This is a genomic window from Nocardioides sp. HDW12B (assembly GCF_011299595.1).
In the GTDB taxonomy this organism is placed as follows: domain Bacteria; phylum Actinomycetota; class Actinomycetes; order Propionibacteriales; family Nocardioidaceae; genus Marmoricola_A.
Window position 1 is genome coordinate 3606501 of the sequence record NZ_CP049867.1, and the last position, 18273, is coordinate 3624773.

Sequence of the window (18273 nt, forward strand, 5' to 3'; positions counted from 1 at the left end):
GGGAAACGACAGGGGGCAGTCATCAGCGTGACCCTCCATGGCGTCGACCGACGGCTGCACCACGTGCTGCAGCGGTTGCCGCGCATCCTGCGCAGCGACCGCGCTCCGCGCGCCGTGCTGCGCGAGATCGCCGCGACCGCCCGTGAGCTCTGCGAGTCCGACTACGCATTCGCGGCCCTGCTCGACGAGGAACGCGGCTTCTCCGCCATCGGCTCCAGCGGCCTGCCTGCGGAGCTCGAGGAGCTGCTGACCTCGCACCCGGCACTGCTGCGGGCCCGCGCGGCGGTGCTCGAGCAGGAGGGCACGGTCCGGCTGTCGCTGGAGGCGATCGAGGTCCCTGCCTCACGCACCGGCGAGACGGGTCGACGCTCGGCGGTCACCTTCGGCGAGCTCATGGCGGTCCGGCTGCGGGCCGGCGTGCGCACCGTCGGCATCGTCGTGCTCGCCAACCGCCCCGGTGCCGGCCCCCTGGGACCGGAGGCGGACGAGCTGCTCGCCGAGCTCGGACGGGCGCTGGGCTCGGCGATGGACAACGCGCTGCTGCTGCGCGAGGTGCTGCACGCCCGGCGGTGGATGCGGGCGGCGACCACGCTGACCCAGCAGCTGCTCGGTGACGAGATCGACGAGCCGCTGCGTGAGGTCTCCGAGCGGGCGATGGACCTCGCGGGGGCCGACTTCACGATCGTCGCCCTCATCCAGGGCACCCACATGCACGTCCAGCACGTCAGCGGGCTCGACGACAACGACAGCCTGAGCAACCGGGTCGTGACCCTGCCGGACAGCACCGAGATGGAGACCCTGCGCCGCGGCGACGCCCTGGTCTACGGCGACCTGTCCCAGGTGAGCGCGGCGCTGTTCGAGGGCGTCGACACCAGCACCTTCGGACCCGCCCTGGTCATCCCCCTCATCGGCGCGGAGAGCCTGACCGGGGTGCTGCTGCTCGGCCGTCTCCAGGACGGTCAGACCTTCAGCCACTCCGAGCTCGACCTGGCCTCGGCCTTCGCCGCGCAGGCCTCGGTGGCGCTCGAGCTCGAGTCGGCCCGCCAGGTCCAGGAGAAGCTCCTGCTGGTCGAGGAGCGCGACCGCATCGCCCGCGACCTGCACGACCACGTCGTGCAGCGCCTGTTCGCCACCGGGCTCTCGCTGCACGGGGTGGTCAACCAGCTCGAGGGTGACCAGCAGCAGCGGGTGTCCGACGCGATGTTCGCCATCGACGAGACCATCCGCCAGATCCGCAACACGATCCTGACGCTCAAATCGTCGGGCGGGGACTCGGTGTCACTGACCGACATGGTCACCGACATCGCCGACGAGGCCGCGCGCTTGCTCGGCTTCGCGCCGATCCTCGCCCTCGACCCCGGCCTCCGCTCGGTGCGGGGAGCGCTCGCCGACGACATGGCCGCCTGCGTCCGCGAGGCGCTGAGCAACGTCGTGCGCCACGCCGGCGCCACCCAGGTGATCATCAAGGCCAGCGTGCACCTCGGCCAGCTCGAGCTCAGCGTGGCCGACGACGGCGTCGGCATCGTCAGCAACCGGCGCAGTGGCCTGGGCAACCTCGACAAGCGCGCCCGCAACCACGGCGGCACCATGCACCTCGACTCCACGCCGGGTCACGGCTCGACCCTGACGTGGCGGGTCCCGGTCATCCCGGCCTGACACGCAGCCCGGTGGAGGGCTCAGCCCTCGAGGCGGTTCTCCTCCGAGGCACGCCGTGCCGCCTCGCGGATCTCGAACATCTCGGTGGCGAACTCCCCGACCGCCCGCGCGACGTCCCGCACGGCGGTCGTGAGGATCCCGGACACCGCAGCCACCGTCTCGGCTCCCGCCTCGACGGTGTGCTGCAGGGCGTCCTTGGCGATCTCGGCGCGCGACAGGTGGTCGTTCATCGGGCCAAGCCTCTCAGACCGCGACAGAGCCGGCACCGGCGTCCGCAGTCCGGTCGGTCGTCGCAGCGCTGCGGTTGAGGAAGCGCAGCGGGGTGACCGAGGCCAGCTTCTGGCGGCTCTCCCGCGGCGGGAGCGCGAGCCTGAAGATCTTGGCCGCCACCGAGCCGAGCTGCTGGCGCAGCGACCCGGTGTTGTAGTCCAGGCCGTACTTCTCGCACAGCGCCTGGACCTCGGGCGCGATCTCGGGGTAGCGGCGCGCTGGGATGTCGGGGAACAGGTGGTGCTCGATCTGGTGCGACAGGTTGCCGGTCAGCACGTGGAACAGCTTGCTGCCGGTGATGTTGGCCGAGCCCAGCAGCTGGCGGTAGTACCACCCGCCCTGGGTCTCCTCCTCGGTCTCGTCGATCGAGAAGCTCTCGACCCCGGCCGGGAAGTGCCCGCAGAAGATGATGTTGAACGTCCAGATGTTGCGGATCAGGTTGGCCGTCGCGTTGCCGGCCAGCGTCAGCGGGAACAGCGGCCCGGTGAGCGCGGGGAAGAGCAGGTAGTCCTTGAGCGTCTGGCTGCGGACCTTGCGGATCATCCCGCGGTGCAGGTGCTTGGTGTCCTTCCAGCTGCGCTTGCCCGCGACGATGTTCTCCACCTCGAGGTCGTGCAGGAGCACGCCCCACTGGAAGAAGGTCATGAGCAGGAAGGCGTAGACCGGGTTGCCCAGGTAGTAGGGCTTCCACGCCTGGTCCTCGTCCATGCGCAGGATGCCGTAGCCGATGTCACGGTCCTTGCCCAGGATGTTGGTGTAGGTGTGGTGGATGTAGTTGTGGGAGTACTTCCACTGCTCGCTGGGGCACACGGTGTCCCACTCGTACATGCGCGAGTTCAGGCCCGGGTCACCCATCCAGTCGTACTGGCCGTGCATGACGTTGTGGCCGATCTCCATGTTGTCGAGGATCTTGGAGACGCTGAGCGCACCGACCGCCAGCGGCCAGGCCGGCGGCAGGTAGAACAGCGCGCGGCCCGCGCCCTCGAAGGCCCGCTGGGCCTTGACGATGCCGCGGATGTAGTCGGCGTCCGCCTGCCCGAGGTCGGCGACCACGCGCTGGCGGATCTCGTCCAGCTCGCGGCCGAACTCCTCGAGCTGCTCGGGGCTGAGCCGGTAGGGGCCGTGCCCGATGGTGCGGACGTCGGCCTCGGTGCCGGCCTCGGTGGTGGGGGTCGTGGTGTCGGGGTTCTCGACGGTCGTGGTCATGTCGCTTCCTTTCGCTGGGTGGAGCGGAGTGAGCGGAACGTGCGGGTGGTGGTGGGTGGGGCCGGTCAGAGGTCGACGACGCAGTCGCCGACCGGGGCCGAGACGCAGATGCGGACGTCCTCGTCGGGCTGAGACGACTCCTCGCCGGTGCGGACGTTGCGCACGGTGCCCTCGCTCTTGCGCGAGACGCAGGAGAAGCAGATCCCCATGCGGCAGCCGTACTCGGGCGTCAGACCCAGGGCCTCGGCCTGCTCCAGCAGGGTGACGCCGGTGTTCTCCGACTCGAGGTCGGCGTCGGCGAAGCGGGTGCGGCCCTCGACGCCCTCGAGCGGCTGCAGGCTGGAGGTCTTGAAGTACTCCACCCGCAGCCGCGGGTTCTCGTCGTAGGTCTCCTGGACCTTCTCGATGAGGCCGGCGGGCCCGCACGCCCAGGTGTCCACCTCGGCGTGCTCCGGGAGGATCCGGGCGAGCTCCTCGGTGCTGTAGAACGCGTCCGTGCCCGAGTCGGGGTGGAGCAGGTGGACCTTGACGTGCGGCGGGAGCTCGGCGAGCTCCTCGGCGTAGATCTGGTGGTCGGGCGACTGGGCGTAGTGCACGAACGTGATGCGGCCGCCGTACCCGCGGCGCAGCAGCGTCCGCAGGTGCGACATGACCGGGGTGATGCCCGAGCCGCCGGAGATCAGCAGGACCTGGCTCGGGAGCGGGTTCGGCAGGGTGAAGTCGCCCTCGGCCTGCGAGAGGTTGATGACGTCGCCGACGCGGGCCTCGCGCACCAGGTGCTTGCTGACCTGGCCCTCGGGGTTGGCGCGCACGGTCAGGGTGATCAGGTCGCCGGGGCCGGACTCGGGCGAGGAGACTGAGAAGCAGCGCGTACGACGTGCCCCGTCGACCTCGACGCCGACCTGGACGTACTGGCCGGACTCGTGGCCCTTCCAGCCGCGGGAGGGCTTGAGGGTGAGGGTGGCCACCGGCTCGCCGGCGCGGGTCTCCCGGGTGATGGCGACGACCTGGGCCTTGACGTCGTGGACGACCCACATGGGGTTGGCCAGCTCGAGGTAGCGGTCGACTCCGTGCGGAGCGGTCAGGGCGGCCACGACGGGTGACCGGAGAAGGCTCTGGGTCAGGCTCATGGATCGGCTCCTGGAAACGGGTTCTTGGGTGTACAAACGTTCACTGAAAGTGTGCAAAAAGGGACGGCGGTGGGTCAAGGTCGTGGCTGCGTGAGCCTGGACACGGGCGCCTCGACGTTTGGATTCAGTGAGCACACGTGCACGGGAAGGAGTCTGGTTAGGGTGGCGCGGTGAGCGACGTGGCGGAATCTCGTCAGGAGCGCAAGGAGCGGACGCGGCAGGCGATCCTCGATGCAGCCCTGGAGCTCTCCGAGGAGACGGGGCTCGGAGGGCTGTCGCTGCGCGCCATCGCGAAGCGCGTCGGCATCGTCCCGACCGCGTTCTACCGCCACTTCGACTCGATCGAGCAGCTCGGCCTCGCCCTGGTCGACACCTCCTTCGCGTCGCTGCGCCAGATGATGCGCCAGGCCCGCCGCGAGTGGACCGACATCGACGCCGTCATCACCCAGTCGGTGAGCATCCTGGCCCGCAACGTCCACCAGCGCCCGGAGTACTTCACCTTCATGTTCCGCGAGCGGATGAGCGGCATCGAGTCCGTGCGCGCCGCGATCCGCCACGAGCTCGACCTGCTCGAGCGCGAGCTGGCCACCGACCTCGCGCGCCTGCCCGGTCCGGCGGACTGGTCCAGCGAGGACCTGCGGGTGCTGTCGAACCTGATCGTCGGGATGATGGTCAACACCACCGAGGCGATCCTCACCGCACCCCGTCCCGAGGTCGAGCGCGCGGTCCTGCACACCGCGGAGCAGCAGATCCGGCTGACGATCATCGGGGCGGCCAACTGGCGGTCGCGCCCTCGCTAGGCGCTCTCCCGGGACTCAGGTCCTGAAACCACCCAAAGGTCACGATCGGGTGACAACACTTCCTTTCCGTTCACAGCGCGTGCCAGGCTCCGCGGCAGTCTCCCCCCGCCCCCGATCCAGGAGTTCCTGTGCCCCCACGTACCTCCCGCCGGACGATGTCCGGCCTCGCCGGAGCGGCCGTCCTCGGCCTGCTCGCCTCCCCCCTCGCTGCGGTCACCACCGCCGACGCCGCCCCCGGCGCCACCGGCGAGGTGCGCAGCACCCAGGGGCTGCGCAACGGCGTCACCGTCGCCGGCATCACCGAGCACCTGGCCGCCCTGCAGGCCATCAGCGACGCCAACGGCGGCAACCGGGTATCCGGCTTCGGCGGCTACGACGCCTCGAAGGACTACGCCGTCGAGCGCCTCGAGGCGGCCGGGTACGACGTCACGGTCCAGCCCTTCCCGTTCCCCTACGACGCCGACCGCACGCCGGCCGTCCTCCAGCAGGTCTCGCCGGGCAGCAGCTCGTGGGTCGACGGCGTCGACTACGCGTCGATGACCTACAGCGGCAACGGCGACGTGACCGGGGCCGTGACCGCGGTCGACCTCGTGGTCCCACCCACCCCGGCTGCGAACGGCAGCACCAGCGGCTGCGAGGCCGCCGACTTCGCCGGCTTCCCGGTCGGGACCGTCGCGCTGCTCCAGCGCGGCTCCTGCGACTTCCGCGTCAAGGCGCTGAACGCCCAGGCCGCCGGCGCGACGGCGGCCATCATCTTCAACGAGGGCCAGCCAGGCCGGACCGCGGTCCTGAGCGGCACGCTCGGCTCCCCGGGCGTCACCATCCCGGTGGTCGGGACGACCTTCGCGGTCGGCGACCAGCTGCGCAACAACGTCCGGAACGGCGCCACCGGCTCGACCGCGCGGGTCCGGGTCGACCGCGTCCAGGAGACCCGCACGACGTACAACGTGATCGCCGACAGCCCGACCGGCGACCCGAACCGCACCGTCGTCGTCGGCGCCCACCTCGACAGCGTCCCGCGTGGTCCCGGCATCAACGACAACGGCTCCGGCAGCGCCGGCATCATCGAGATCGCCGAGCAGATGGCCGCGCGCGACATCGCACCGCGCAACCGCGTCCGCTTCGCCCTCTGGGGTGCCGAGGAGTTCGGCCTGCTCGGCTCGGAGCACTACGTGGGCGAGCTGAGCGCGGCCGAGAAGGACGAGATCGAGCTGAACCTCAACTTCGACATGGTCGGCTCGCCGAACTACGTCCGCTTCGTCTACGACGGCGACAACTCCGCCTTCCCCGTCGGCGCCGGCGCCGCGGCCGGTCCGCAGGGCTCGGGCGAGATCGAGCGCGTCTTCCACGATTACTTCAAGGGCGTGGGGCTCGCTTCGGCCGAGACGCCGTTCAGCGGACGCAGCGACTACGGCCCGTTCATCGCCGAGGGCATCCCCGCCGGTGGCCTGTTCACCGGCGCCGAGGGCGTCAAGACCGCCGAGCAGGCCGCCGTCTTCGGCGGCACCGCCGGCCTGGCCTACGACCCCTGCTACCACCTGGCCTGCGACACCATCGACAACGTCAGCCGCTCCGCGATCGACGAGATGGTCGACGCCGCGGCGCACACGACGCTGACCTTCGCCAAGCGCAACTTCGCGAAGGACCCGCTGGTCAACCCGGCCAGGAAGTCCTCCGGCGTCACCGGCACCGCGGGCGGCGGCGGTCTGCACGACCACGACGACCACGACGTCGTGGACCGCTGAGGACGCACCTCCGCACCGCTCGACGGCCCCTCGGCGCTCCGGCGCCGAGGGGCTGTTCCCTTTTTCCGCGCCGCGGTGCAACCTGACGCGAGGCCCACGCGTAGAGCAGTCACCACCGGCGGATCACCAGGGACGAGAGAGGGGTGGGCTCCATGCAGGCAGCCGAGTTCGACGACTTCTACGCCGCGTCGTTCTCCCGGGTCGTGCACCAGCTCTACGCGATGACCGGGAACCACGCCGAGGCGCAGGACTGCGTGCAGGAGGCGTTCATCCGCGCCTGGTCGCACCGCCGACGCCTCGAGGGCGACGGGTCCCCCGAGGCCTGGGTGCGGACCACGGCCTACCGGCTGGCGGTCAGCCGCTGGCGACGCACCCGGCTCGACCGGCGACCGGTCGACCGTTCCGTGGGCGCCCCGCTCACCTCCGCGCCGCCCGACGAGTCGAGGGTGGCCCTCGTCGCGGCCCTGTCGACCCTGCCGCTCGAGCAGCGACGGGCGCTCGTGCTGCACCACCTCTGCGACCTGTCGGTCCAGGACGTCGCCGCCGAGGTCGGCGCACCGGTCGGCACCGTCAAGGCCCGGCTGCACCGCGGCCGCACCGCCCTCCAGAACGCCCTGGCCCCTGCGAACCAGACGGGAGACGCTCATGTCTGACCTCTTCACCTCCCTGCGCCAGGAGGACCCGGCCGTCGGTCTCCCCGCCGACGAGGTCCGCCGGCTCGGCGACCGGGCCCGCCGTCGGCGTACCGCCGTCCGCGCGGCCGGCGCCACCTGCGTGGTGGCCGCTGTCGGCGCCGCGTCCCTCGCCGTCGGCACCGGTACGCCGCGCACGGCGCCGGACCCTGCCGCGCCCGACCCGGGGCCCAGCCCGACCCGCGCGGTCGCGCCGGAGCCCGACCGGCTCGTGCCGGACGGCTTCCCGCTGTCGCGGGGCCTGCCGATGTCGGCCGGCACCCCCGACCTCGCCGGACCCGAGGTGGCACCGTTCTCGGAGGTCGTCCCGTCGGTGTGCGGGACGACGTACGCCCTGGCGGGCTCGCCCGTCGACCGGCTTGCGATGGAGGGGACCAACGTCGTCTTCCAGGGCGTCCGCGACCTGGCCGTCTACGCCGAGCCGGGCCAGGCGCTGCGGGCCGTCGAGGAGCAGGCCCAGCGGCTGCGCGACTGCCCGACCGAGCGTGGCGCCGGATCCGTTGCCACCACGACGGTCGAGCCCCTCGACGTCGGTGACCGCGCGTGGCGGGCGACGCGGGTCTACACCAGCGGCGGCACCGCGATGAGCGTCGAGATCTCCTACCTCGTCCAGCGCGGGACCGCGGCGCTGGTGCTCAAGGAGAGCCTCTTCGACGAGCCCGCGCCGGTGGCCAACGGACCGGCGATCGACGTCGAGACCGAGCTCGGGAGCTACCTCGCGGAGCAGGAGCGCACCGTGGTGGCACCCCTGACCGAGGCGCTCTGCCGGGTGGAGACGGTCTGCGACTGAGGCTCAGGTCAGGCGGCGGGCGATCGGGGCGGGTGCGTGCTTGAGCACCCGCCCCAACGCCTCCCACGGCCAGCCGGGGACGAGGGCCGAGTCGCGCTTGGCCTCGATGGCGCTCACCATCGAGCGGACGCCGGCCTCGGTGGTCGCCATCAGCGGGGTCTTCGACGCGGTGCGCGCGCTCATCTCCGACTCGATGAAGCCGGGGTAGAGCACGGTGACGGTGATCGGCGTCCCGTGCAGGTCGGCGCGCAGGCCCTCGGCGAGGTGGGCCACCCCGGCCTTGGTGGCGGCGTACGTCGTCATCGCGCCCTTCATGCCGCGCATCGCCGCGACCGACGAGACCATCACCAGCTGGCCGGCGTCCTGCTCGCGGAAGATCTCCACGGCTGCCTCGGTCTGGGCCAGCGCGCCGAGGAAGTTGGTCTGCGCGGTCTCGAGGTTGGCCCGGAACTGACCCGTGCCGAGCGGGCCGCCCTTGCCCAGACCGGCGTTGACCACCACCGTGTCGAGGGTCCCGAGCTCGTCGCGGAACCCGCGGAAGACCTCGAAGACCCGGTCGTGGTCGGTGACGTCGAGGGCGGCCACGGCCACCCGGCGATCGGGGTGGGCGGCGACGATCTCGGCGCGCAGCTCCTCGAGCCGCTCGGTCCGACGGGCGCAGAGGGCGAGGTCCCAGCCCTTCGCGGCGAGCTGGCGGGCCATCTCGGCGCCGAGGCCGGCGCTGGCGCCGGTGATGAGGACGGTGGGCACGGGTTCTCCAGGGGTCGTGGGACGGTCAGCGGTCAGCGGTAGGTGACGAGGTCGGCCGGCAGGTGGCCGTGCTCGTTGAAGGACACCGCGGTGGCGCCGCGTCCTCCCACGGTGAGCTTGGAGACCGAGGTGTTGACGAGCACCGGGTTCAGCCGTTGCCAGGTCGGGGTGGCGGCGTCGAGCAGGGACGTCAGCGCCCACGCGATCGGCCCGCCGCTGGTGAGGACCACGACGGTCTCGCCCGCCCCCGCCGCGGCGACCGTACGGCGCAGCGCACCGTCCACCCGCTCGGTGAAGTCCGGGAAGGACACCGGGTAGTCGGCGTCGTGGGCGCCGGAGACCCAGCGCTCCACGGCGGCGTCGAACCAGGCGTCCAGCTCCGAGCGGCCCGTCGGGACCTCGGGCACGCCGCGGTCCACGCCGTACACGTCGAGCAGCTGCACGTGGTCGTACTCGTCCCAGCCGGGGTCGGTGGTCAGGTCGTCGAGGTCCCACCCGGGCCCGGCGGCCCCGCTCAGCACCGCCTCGGCGGTCTGCCGGTGCCGCCGCAGCGACCCGGCGATGATCCGCGTCGGACGGACCCCTGCCTCGGCCAGCCACGAGCCGAGCACCGCGCCCTGCTGCTCGCCGAGGTCGGAGAGCTGGTCGTAGTCGGCGGCGCCCCAGGACGCCTGGCCGTGTCGGACCAGCAGGATCACGCCCACCCGAGGATCCTCGCGACCCGCTGCTCGGCGACGTGGACCACGGGCCCGAAGATCTTGAACACCTCGTTGCTGGTCTGGCCGTGGAACCAGCGGTAGTAGATCTGCTGGCTGATGACCGCGAGCCGGAAGATCCCGTAGATCTCGTAGAAGCGCCACTGCTCCGGGGTCAGGGAGCGCCCGGTCCGCTCGCAGTAGGCCTCGACCAGCTCGGCGCGGGTCAGCATCCCGGGCATGTGCGTCGGCACTCGGCGGTACGGCGCCAGGTCGTGGTCGTCGGCCTGCACCCAGAAGGCGAGGTTGCCGCCGAGGTCCATCAGGGGGTCGCCCAGCGTGGCCATCTCCCAGTCCAGGACCGCCACCACCGACGTCGGGTCGTCGGGGTCGAAGACCAGGTTGTCGAGCTTGAAGTCGTTGTGGATCACGCCGTTGGCGACGTCCTCGGGCTGGTGCTCGTCGAGCCAGGCCATCGCGCGCTCGAAGTCCGGCGCGTCCTCGGTGCGGGCGTCGCGGTAGCGGCGCGACCACCCCTCGATCTGGCGCCGCACGTAGCCGAAGCCCTTGCCCAGCTCCCCCAGGCCGGCCTCCTCGGGGTCGACGCCGTGGAGCTCGGCGAGCACGTCGATCATGGCCAGGCTCATCCCCCGCGCCTGCTCCGGGGTGAGCGCGTCCTCGGGCAGGTCGCCGCGCGGGATCAGCCCCTCGACCCGCTCCATGGCGTAGAAGTCACGACCCATGACCTCGGGGTCGTCGCAGAAGGCGATCATCTCCGCGACGTAGCCGAAGACGGGGCGCAGCCGGTCCTGGATGCGGTACTCCCGGGCCATGTCGTGGGCGCCCCGCGCCTTGGTGCCCCGCGGTGCCGTGCGCAGGATCAGGTCACGCCCGGGGTAGCGCAGCAGGTAGGTCAGGTTGGACGCACCCCCGGCGAACTGGAGCACCTCCGGCTCGGCCGCCAGCTCGTCGCGGACCTCGGGGTCGGCGTGCTCGCGCAGCCAGGCGGCCACCGCGCCGACGTCGAAGGTGTCCTCCTCGCGGACCGGCCGGGCCCCCTCGGGGGCGGGACGGTCGACGGACGGGCCGGACGGGTCGGGGCTCACAGGCGCTCCTCGAGCTTGCGCGCCTGCGCGCGCATCATCTGGTCGTAGGCGGGACGGTCGGTGCGCTTGAGGTCCCAGGCGGCGCGGGCGGCCGCGTCGGGGACGATCAGCTCCTCCCCGGCGGCGAGGCCGGCGAGCACGGCGGCGGCGATCTCGGCGGCGGAGACAGGTGAGTCGTCGACCAGGCGGCGCATCACTGCGGCGACCGCCGGGTCGCCGGAGCGCAGGCTCTCGGTCAGGTTGGTGCGGAAGTACGACGGGCACACGGCGTGCGCGGTGCCGCCCGAGGAGGCGAGCTCGTGGCCGGTGGTCTCGGTGAAGGCCACCACCGCCGCCTTCACCGCGTTGTAGGCGCCCATCCCCGCCGGGTGGACCAGCCCGGCCAACGACGCCACGTTGACGACCCGCGCCCCGGGACGCTCCTTGAGCGTCGGCAGGAAGGCACGGGTGCCGCGCACGACCCCGAGCAGGTTGACGTCGATCAGTCGGTGCCACTCGTCGAGGTCGCAGAGCTCGATGCGTCCACCGCCGGCGATCCCGGCGTTGTTGACCAGCACGTCCAGCCCGCCCCAGGTGCGCCGTACGTGCTCGGCGGTGGCGCTCCAGTCCTCCTCGGAGGTGATGTCGAGGCGGCGCACCCCGGTGCTGTCGCCGCCGTCGAGATCGGCGTCGAGGTCGGCGGCGAGGTCGGTGCGCAGCACCGTCGCCCCGTCGGCGGCGAAGGCGTCGCTGAGCGCGGCCCCGAGGCCCGAGGCGGCGCCGGTCACCAGGATGCGCAGGCCGTCCGAGGTCATCCCCCGACCCTAGCCCGGGGCTCTCACAGCGCGACGTCCTATGCTGCAGGTCCCCCGGCCCCCCGACGAGGAGAACGCCCCATGTCGAAGATCGTCGCCCTCCTGTGCGCCCTCCTCCTCACGCTGACCGCCTGCGGCAGCGACGAGTCCGAGGCCAAGGACAGCATCAAGGCCTCCCTGCTCGACAACCCCGACGTGGCCGGCACCGAACTGACCGACGACGAGGCCGGCTGCGTGTCGGACGGCATGGTCGACGAGATCGGCGTCGACAAGCTGAAGGAGGCCGAGCTCATCGACGACGAGAACAAGGTCGTCGAGGACCCCGACCTCCAGCTCGGCGAGACCGAGGCCGACGCGATGGCCGAGGTCATCGTGGGGTGCGTCGACGTCGAGGAGCTGCTGGCCGAGCAGCTCGGGCCGATGATGGAGAACATGACCGACGAGCAGACCTCCTGCATCACCGAGGCCTTCGACGAGGAGGTCTTCGCCGAGGTCATCTCCGCGAGCTTCCAGGGCGAGGACGCCTCCAAGGCCATCCCCGGCGACGTCCAGCAGCAGGTCGCCGAGTGCGTGGGCCAGCCGGCCGGCTGACCCGGCGGACCGGCTGACCCGGCGGGCTCAGCTGGCGACCGTGGCGACCACGCGCGAGCGGGTCGGCGGGTCGACCCAGGCGTTCGAGGTGCGGGTCAGCCGGTAGAGCGAGATCAGCACGAACGGCAGCGCCATGAGCACGGCCCACTCCCAGGAGAGCCGGGCCAGCAGGGAGAACAGGATCCCGACGAGGGTCGTGCTCAGCGCGAGCCGCGAGGAGTAGCCGACCATCACCAGCGGCGGCGCCGGGGTGGCGCGGGCGCTGCGCAGGTCGACGGCGAAGGGGCGGCGCACCGACCAGCGCAGGGAAGCCGAGGTCACCTGCAGGGTCACGACCAGGGCGGCGCAGGCCACGGAGACGAACTCCGGCCACGTCGGCAGCCCGGCGCGCATCGCCGCCAGCAGCACCGTCACCAGGCTCGCCAGCAGCAGCACCTCGACCAGCACGACCGCGCGGGAGACGAACACCAGCCGCGGCTCGACCGGCAGGCTGTCGCGCCACAGGGCGCCGCGGCCGTCCAGGCACCACGAGTTCACGCCGAACAGCAGCGCCCCGCCGGAGGCCACCAGCCCGGGCAGGATCGTCAGCATGTCCCACTGCAGGTCGCCGGCGATGGCGACGAGTCCGGGCATGATCGCCAGCACCGCGAGGCCCCGGCGCAGGGGCACCGAGCGCCAGATGCCCACCCGGTCGGTGCGGAGCATCGCCTGCAGGTCCGAGGCGGGCGCCGACCGTGCGGCGTACGACGACGTCTCGAGGCTCAGCACGTCGCGCGCGGGACGACCCGCGACCGCGCGCGCCAGCACCGCACCGACGACCACCGCGACCACCGCGAGCACGACCAGCTCACCAGCCGTCAGCAGGTAGAGGCCGGTCACGCCCTGACGTCCCTGCAGCGCCGCGATCGCAACCTGCAGGGTCGGTGAGGCCTGCAGCACGTCGACCAGCCGCCCCGACGAGACCAGGACGACGGCGGCCACCGACAAGGTCGTGAGCAGCGCCCGCGCCCCCCACACGCCGCGCTCGCCGCGCCGCAGCCACTCCACGGCCCACCCGACGACCTGGGCGACCGCGGTCGCGCTCACCACCCAGAGCAGCACCAGCGCCTGGGTGAGGAGCAGGCCCCAGGACGGGCCGGCGACGAAGGCGAAGGAGCCGAGCAGCGTCCAGACCTGGAGCAGCCAGGCGATGTTCAGCGGCGCCATGAGCAGCGCGCCGAGGTGGTCGGTCACCGGGCTCACCGGGAAGCCGACCGCCTGGTCGCGCGGCACCAGCTCGCGGCCCCCGCCCGAGGCTGCGGCCGAGATGATGGCGATCACCAGCACCCCGACGAGCGCCGAGGGCAGCAGCGACTGCACGTCGGTCCGTCGGTCGCCGTCGGGCAGGTAGCCCGGCAGCCAGCCGGCCAGCACGGTCAGGGTGCCGACGAGGACCAGCCCGGTCAGCGCGACCGCGCGCTGGCGTCCGCGCACCCCGGAGCTGCGGAAGCCCAGCAGCGCGCGCACGTCCGCGGCGGCGCGGACGAAGGCGCGGGGCCCGAGCTCGGAGCGGACGCCGGAGCCGCGCCGCGCGCGGTGCAGCTCAGTCGAGGAGAGAGCGGTAGACATCCGCGCCCCGATCACCGGTCAGCTCGGCGGCGGGAAGGGCGGCCACCGCCGAACCGCCCCGCAGCACCAGCGCCTCCTGGCAGGCCTGGACCGCCAGCTCGCGCAGGTGCGTGGACACGAGCACTGCGGCGCCGCGCGCGCGGGCGTCGGCGATCACCTCCATGGTGGCCTCGACCCCGAGCGGGTCGACGCCGTCGAAGGGCTCGTCGAGCAGCAGCACCTCGGGCTCGTGGAAGGCGGCCAGCACCACCGACATCCGCCGCCCCATGCCGTGGCTGAAGCCGGCCGTCACCCGGTGGGCGGCGTCGCCGAGCTCGAAGCGCTCGAGCAGCTCGCGGGCCCGGTCCTGCCAGTCGCTCAGCCGCCGCAGCCGCGCGGCCAGCTGGAGGTGCTCCCAGGGCGTGGCGCGGGGCACGAGCCCCCCGACGTCGGGGCAGTAGCCGGTGCGGCGCTTGACGTCGGTCGTGCGACGCGCGATGTCGAACCCGGCGACCCGGACCACTCCCCCGGAGGGCGGGATGACGCCGGCCAGGACGCGCATGCTCGTCGACTTGCCGGCGCCGTTACGTCCCAGGAGCGCGGTCGCCTCACCGTGGTGCACCTCGAAGCCGACGCCGCGCACGGCCTCGACCGAGCCGAACCGGACCACGAGCCCCTCGACCAGCACCACCGGCTCGCCGGTCCGCGGGACCGGCTCCACCGTGCGGGGGTCCGCCTGCGCGGCGTGCGGGGGCGCCCCGGCGACGGGCTCGTGCGACGACATGTGCTCCAGTGTCGCAACCCCGCCCCGCGCCGGGTGACCCTTTCACCCGATTCGCCGGGCTGCCGGTTTCACTGGGTACCTAGTGATCCTGGCGCTTCCCGCACGAAACTTCGCTCGGGAAGCGCCGGTTTCACTAGGTACCCAGTGAAACCGACACCGCCCGGGCGTGGCTCAGAGGGGCTCGCCCTTCGCGGCCTTCTCGACGAGGAGGGCGGGGGGCTGGAAGCGCTCGCCGTACGTCGACGCGAGCTCCTGCGCGCGAGCGACGAAGCCCGCGACGCCGGTGCCGGTGCGCCCGACGTAGCCGTTGACGTACTGCGCCGCGCCGCCGGTGTTGGCCGGGAAGCCGATGCCGAAGATCGAGCCGATGTTGGCCTCCGCGGTCGAGGAGATCACGCCCTCCTCGAAGCAGCGCGCGGTCTCGACGGCCTCGATGACGAGCATGCGCTCCATGAGGTCGTCGAAGTCGGGCTGGGTCTCGGCGGTCGGGAACAGCTCGGTCAGGCCGGCCCAGAGACCAGCGCGACGGCCGGACTCGTCGTACTCGTAGAAGCCGGCGCCCTTGAGCTTGGAGGGGCGACCCGCCTCGATCATCGCGTCGATGACCTTCTCGGCCGGGTGCGGCGTGTAGGTGCCGCCGTCGCGCTCCACGGCCGCCTTGGTGGCGTTGCGGATCTTGACCATCAGCTCCATGTTGAGCTCGTCGCTGATCTGCAGCGGACCGACCGGGTAGCCGGCCTTGGCCGCCGCCCGCTCGATCGACATGGGCGCGACGCCCTCGCCGAGCATCGCGAGGCCCTCGTTGATCTGGGTGCCGATGACGCGCGAGGTGTAGAAGCCGCGGCTGTCGTTGACCACGATCGGGGTCTTGCGGATCGCCTGGACGACGTCGATCGCCTTGGCCACGGCGGCCTCGGAGGTCTTCTCGCCGCGGATGATCTCCACCAGCGGCATCTTGTCGACGGGGCTGAAGAAGTGCAGCCCGATGAAGTCCTCGGGGCGGTCCACGCCGCCGGCGAGCTCGGTGATCGGCAGCGTCGAGGTGTTCGAGCACAGCAGCGCGTCGGCGTTGACCACCGGGAGGACCTCGGCGAAGACCTTGGCCTTGAGCGAGGGGTCCTCGAAGACGGCCTCGATGACGAGGTCGCAGCCCGCGAGCTCCTGCGGGTCGGCGGCCGGGGTGATGCGGGCCAGCAGCGCGTCGGACTTCTCCTGGGTGAGCTTGCCGCGCGAGATCGCCTTCTCGTTGATCTTGGCCGAGTAGCTCTTCCCGCGCTCGGCCGCCTCCAGCGAGACGTCCTTGAGCACGACCTCCATGCCCGCGCGGGCGCAGACGTAGGCGATGCCGGCGCCCATCATGCCGGCGCCGAGGACACCGACCTTGGTCGGCTTCCAGGTGTCGTGGCCCTGCGGGCGCAGCGAGCCGGAGTTGATGGCCTGCAGGTCGAAGAAGAACGCCTGGATCATGTTCTTGGCGTTCTGACCCGTGGCGAGACCGGTGAAGTAGCGCGACTCGATGCGGGCGGCGGTCTCGAAGTCGACCTGGGCGCCCTCGACGGCGGCGGCCATGATGGCGCGCGGCGCCGGGTAGTCGGCACCCTTCAGCGTCTTGCGCAGGGTGGCGGGGAAGACCGGCAGCATCTGCGCCAGCGACGGGTGCGACGGGGTGCCACCGGGCATCTTGTAGCCCTGGCGGTCCCACGGCTGCTTGGCGGCGTCCTCGTTCCCGGCGGCCTCCTTCAGCCACGCCTTGGCGCGCTCGAGCAGCTGCTCGGCCGGGACGACCTCGTCGACGAGGCCCTTGGCCTGCGCGTCGGCGGGCTTGCGGCGCTGTCCCTGGAGCAGGACCTCGGTCAGCGCGGTCTGCAGGCCCAGCATGCGCACGGTGCGGATCACGCCGCCGCCGCCGGGGAGCAGGCCGAGGGTGACCTCGGGCAGGCCGATCTCGTAGGAGCCCTCGGCGGCGATGCGGCGGTGGCAGGCCAGCGCGATCTCCAGGCCCCCGCCGAGCGCGGCGCCGTTGATGGCCGCGACGACCGGGACGCCGAGCGTCTCGAGGCGGCGCAGCTGCTTCTTGAGGTTCTGGCTCTCCTCGAACATCTGCGGCGCGTCCTCGGGGGTCGCGGCGATGAGCAGCTTGAGGTTGCCGCCGGCGAAGAAGGTCTTCTTCGCACTGGTGAGCACGACGCCGGTGAGGTCGGCCTTCTCGGACTCCAGGCGCGACAACGTCGCGGCCATCGAGTCCTTGTAGACCTCGTTCATCGTGTTGGCGCTGGCGGTCGGGTCGTCCATCGTCAGGGTGACGATGCCGTCGGCGTCCTTCTCGTAGCGGATGCCGGTGCTGGTCTGCTCAGTCATGTGGTGCGGTTTCCCTTGCTGGCTGGGGTCGGAGTACGGCGTACGTCGTGGCGCGCGCGTGCGCCTCAGAGGCGCTCGACGACGGTGGCGATGCCCATGCCGCCGCCGACGCACAGCGTCGCCAGGCCGTAGCGCAGGTCGCGGCGCTCGAGCTCGTCGATGAGGGTGCCGAGGATCATGGCGCCGGTCGCGCCCAGCGGGTGGCCCATCGCGATCGAGCCGCCGTTGACGTTGACCTTCTCCGGGTCGAGGTCGAGGTCGCGCATGAAGCGCATCGCGACCGCCGCGAAGGCCTCGTTGATCTCGTAGAGGTCGATGTCCTCCGGGCTCAGCCCGGCCTTCGCGAGCGCCTTCCGCGAGGCGGGGGCGGGGCCGGTGAGCATGATCGTCGGGTCGGCGCCGGAGACGGCGGCCGAGACGATGCGGGCCCGGGGGGTCAGGCCGAGGTCGGTGCCGACCTGCTCGCTGCCGATGGCCACGATGGCGGCGCCGTCGACGATGCCCGAGGAGTTGCCGGCGTGGTGGACGTGGTCGATCTTCTCGACCCAGTGGTACTTCTCCAGCGCGACGGAGTCGAAGCCGAGGTCGCCGTGGAACTGGAAGGACGGCTTGAGGTTGGCCAGCCCCTCGACCGAGGTGTCGGGCTTGATGAACTCGTCGCGCTCGAGCACGGTCAGGCCGTTGCGGTCGGTGACCGGGACGACCGAGCGGTCGAAGAAGCCGTTGGCCTGGGCCTTGGCGGCACGGTGCTGCGACTCGGTGGCGAAGGCGTCGACGTCGGCGCGGGTGAAGCCCTCGAGGGTGGCGATGAGGTCGGCGCCGATGCCCTGCGGGACGAAGGAGGTGTCGAAGGCGGTGCTGGGGTCGCTCGCCCAGGCGCCGCCGTCGGAGCCCATCGGCACCCGGCTCATCGACTCCACGCCGCCGGCGAGGATCAGGTCCTCCCAGCCGGCGCGGATGCGCGACGCGGCCTGGTTGACGGCCTCGAGGCCGGAGGCGCAGAAGCGGTTGAGCTGCACGCCGCTGGTGGTCTCGGGGTAGCCCGCCGCGAGCGCGGAGGTCTTGGCGATGTCGCCGCCCTGGTCGCCGATCGGCGACACGCAGCCGAGGACGACGTCGTCGACGCGCTCGGGGTCGAAGGAGTCGTGACGCTTGCGGATCTCGTCGAGCAGCGTCACCACCAGGTCGACGGGCTTGACCTCGTGGAGCGAGCCGTCCTTCTTGCCCTTGCCCCGCGGGGTGCGGATTGCGTCGTACACGTATGCCTGCGGCACGTCAGCCATGGAGGTTCCCTCTTCCGACGGGTGGGTCCGACCGCT

17 protein-coding genes are annotated in these 18273 nt (G+C 72.1%); 6 read left to right on the top strand and 11 right to left on the bottom strand.

Translation table 11 applies throughout. The features are described from left to right. The first annotated feature begins 27 nt into the window (after window positions 1–27). On the top strand, window positions 28–1656 hold the full coding sequence (locus G7072_RS16855; protein WP_166088428.1) for a GAF domain-containing protein: 1629 nt from the start codon (window positions 28–30) through the stop codon (window positions 1654–1656). Window positions 1657–1676: 20 nt separating this feature from the next. Here the strand turns inward: G7072_RS16855 and G7072_RS16860 are convergent, their stop codons facing one another. The 3 genes from G7072_RS16860 to G7072_RS16870 form a co-directional block, all read right to left on the bottom strand. Then, on the bottom strand, window positions 1677–1886 hold the full coding sequence (locus G7072_RS16860; protein ID WP_166088430.1) for a hypothetical protein: 210 nt from the start codon (window positions 1884–1886) through the stop codon (window positions 1677–1679). Between the two features lie 13 nt (window positions 1887–1899). After that, window positions 1900–3132 (bottom strand): acyl-CoA desaturase, encoded by a 1233-nt coding sequence (locus G7072_RS16865; protein ID WP_166088432.1) that lies wholly within the window; start codon window positions 3130–3132, stop codon window positions 1900–1902. A 65-nt stretch (window positions 3133–3197) separates the two neighbouring features. Continuing rightward, a complete protein-coding gene (locus G7072_RS16870; RefSeq protein WP_166088434.1) occupies window positions 3198–4262 on the bottom strand; it encodes a ferredoxin reductase in 1065 nt (354 codons plus the stop codon). Window positions 4263–4432: 170 nt separating this feature from the next. Here G7072_RS16870 and G7072_RS16875 point away from each other — a divergent pair, with 170 nt between their 5' ends. The 4 genes from G7072_RS16875 to G7072_RS16890 all read left to right on the top strand — a co-directional run bounded on the left by G7072_RS16875 (window position 4433) and on the right by G7072_RS16890 (window position 8289). Continuing rightward, complete coding sequence (locus tag G7072_RS16875) at window positions 4433–5062, top strand: TetR family transcriptional regulator (protein WP_240917009.1); 630 nt, start codon at window positions 4433–4435, stop codon at window positions 5060–5062. A 128-nt stretch (window positions 5063–5190) separates the two neighbouring features. Continuing rightward, window positions 5191–6807: a M20/M25/M40 family metallo-hydrolase gene (locus G7072_RS16880; protein ID WP_166088435.1), complete on the top strand. Its 1617-nt coding sequence runs from the start codon at window positions 5191–5193 to the stop codon at window positions 6805–6807. Between the two features lie 152 nt (window positions 6808–6959). Then, window positions 6960–7460 (top strand): SigE family RNA polymerase sigma factor, encoded by a 501-nt coding sequence (locus G7072_RS16885; protein WP_166088437.1) that lies wholly within the window; start codon window positions 6960–6962, stop codon window positions 7458–7460. Beyond that, window positions 7453–8289: a hypothetical protein gene (locus tag G7072_RS16890; protein ID WP_166088439.1), complete on the top strand. Its 837-nt coding sequence runs from the start codon at window positions 7453–7455 to the stop codon at window positions 8287–8289. Before G7072_RS16885 ends, G7072_RS16890 begins: the two co-directional genes overlap by 8 nt. Window positions 8290–8292: 3 nt before the next feature. On the opposite strand, the gene G7072_RS16895 is transcribed toward G7072_RS16890, so the two are convergent. From G7072_RS16895 to G7072_RS16910, 4 genes are read right to left on the bottom strand one after another with little or no spacing between them, the layout of a single operon-like run. Further along, window positions 8293–9039: an SDR family oxidoreductase gene (locus G7072_RS16895; RefSeq protein WP_166088441.1), complete on the bottom strand. Its 747-nt coding sequence runs from the start codon at window positions 9037–9039 to the stop codon at window positions 8293–8295. A gap of 32 nt (window positions 9040–9071) precedes the next feature. After that, on the bottom strand, window positions 9072–9743 hold the full coding sequence (locus G7072_RS16900; RefSeq protein WP_166088443.1) for a histidine phosphatase family protein: 672 nt from the start codon (window positions 9741–9743) through the stop codon (window positions 9072–9074). Continuing rightward, entirely contained in the window at window positions 9734–10840 is a 1107-nt protein-coding gene (locus G7072_RS16905) for a phosphotransferase family protein (RefSeq protein WP_166088445.1), read from the bottom strand. Before G7072_RS16905 ends, G7072_RS16900 begins: the two co-directional genes overlap by 10 nt. Next, window positions 10837–11634 carry an SDR family NAD(P)-dependent oxidoreductase gene (locus tag G7072_RS16910; RefSeq protein WP_166088447.1) on the bottom strand — a complete coding sequence of 266 codons (798 nt, stop codon included), beginning with the start codon at window positions 11632–11634 and terminating at the stop codon, window positions 10837–10839. Before G7072_RS16910 ends, G7072_RS16905 begins: the two co-directional genes overlap by 4 nt. An 81-nt stretch (window positions 11635–11715) precedes the next feature. Here G7072_RS16910 and G7072_RS16915 point away from each other — a divergent pair, with 81 nt between their 5' ends. After that, the gene (locus G7072_RS16915; protein ID WP_166088449.1) at window positions 11716–12225 is read left to right on the top strand and encodes a hypothetical protein; all 510 of its coding nucleotides are present in this window, start codon (window positions 11716–11718) and stop codon (window positions 12223–12225) included. A 27-nt stretch (window positions 12226–12252) separates the two neighbouring features. Here the strand turns inward: G7072_RS16915 and G7072_RS16920 are convergent, their stop codons facing one another. The 4 genes from G7072_RS16920 to G7072_RS16935 form a co-directional block, all read right to left on the bottom strand. Continuing rightward, a complete protein-coding gene (locus tag G7072_RS16920; RefSeq protein WP_166088451.1) occupies window positions 12253–13833 on the bottom strand; it encodes a hypothetical protein in 1581 nt (526 codons plus the stop codon). After that, window positions 13808–14596, bottom strand: a complete 789-nt coding sequence (locus G7072_RS16925) for an ABC transporter ATP-binding protein (protein WP_166088453.1) — start codon at window positions 14594–14596, stop codon at window positions 13808–13810. The genes G7072_RS16920 and G7072_RS16925 overlap by 26 nt, the downstream gene beginning before the upstream one ends. A 171-nt stretch (window positions 14597–14767) precedes the next feature. After that, complete coding sequence (locus G7072_RS16930; RefSeq protein WP_166088455.1) at window positions 14768–16954, bottom strand: 3-hydroxyacyl-CoA dehydrogenase NAD-binding domain-containing protein; 2187 nt, start codon at window positions 16952–16954, stop codon at window positions 14768–14770. A 65-nt stretch (window positions 16955–17019) separates the two neighbouring features. Beyond that, window positions 17020–18237, bottom strand: coding sequence for an acetyl-CoA C-acetyltransferase (locus G7072_RS16935; RefSeq protein ID WP_206063188.1), 1218 nt, complete (start codon window positions 18235–18237; stop codon window positions 17020–17022). Between the last annotated feature and the right edge of the window lie 36 nt (window positions 18238–18273).

Coding starts and splice junctions, on each gene's coding strand:
- G7072_RS16860 (WP_166088430.1), bottom strand. CDS start 1,886: ATGAACGACCACCTGTCGCGCGCCGAGATCGCCAAGGACGCCCTGCAG.
- G7072_RS16865 (WP_166088432.1), bottom strand. CDS start 3,132: ATGACCACGACCGTCGAGAACCCCGACACCACGACCCCCACCACCGAG.
- G7072_RS16870 (WP_166088434.1), bottom strand. CDS start 4,262: ATGAGCCTGACCCAGAGCCTTCTCCGGTCACCCGTCGTGGCCGCCCTG.
- G7072_RS16885 (WP_166088437.1), top strand. CDS start 6,960: ATGCAGGCAGCCGAGTTCGACGACTTCTACGCCGCGTCGTTCTCCCGG.
- G7072_RS16890 (WP_166088439.1), top strand. CDS start 7,453: ATGTCTGACCTCTTCACCTCCCTGCGCCAGGAGGACCCGGCCGTCGGT.
- G7072_RS16910 (WP_166088447.1), bottom strand. CDS start 11,634: ATGACCTCGGACGGCCTGCGCATCCTGGTGACCGGCGCCGCCTCGGGC.
- G7072_RS16915 (WP_166088449.1), top strand. CDS start 11,716: ATGTCGAAGATCGTCGCCCTCCTGTGCGCCCTCCTCCTCACGCTGACC.
- G7072_RS16920 (WP_166088451.1), bottom strand. CDS start 13,833: ATGTCTACCGCTCTCTCCTCGACTGAGCTGCACCGCGCGCGGCGCGGC.
- G7072_RS16925 (WP_166088453.1), bottom strand. CDS start 14,596: ATGTCGTCGCACGAGCCCGTCGCCGGGGCGCCCCCGCACGCCGCGCAG.
- G7072_RS16930 (WP_166088455.1), bottom strand. CDS start 16,954: ATGACTGAGCAGACCAGCACCGGCATCCGCTACGAGAAGGACGCCGAC.
- G7072_RS16935 (WP_206063188.1), bottom strand. CDS start 18,237: ATGGCTGACGTGCCGCAGGCATACGTGTACGACGCAATCCGCACCCCG.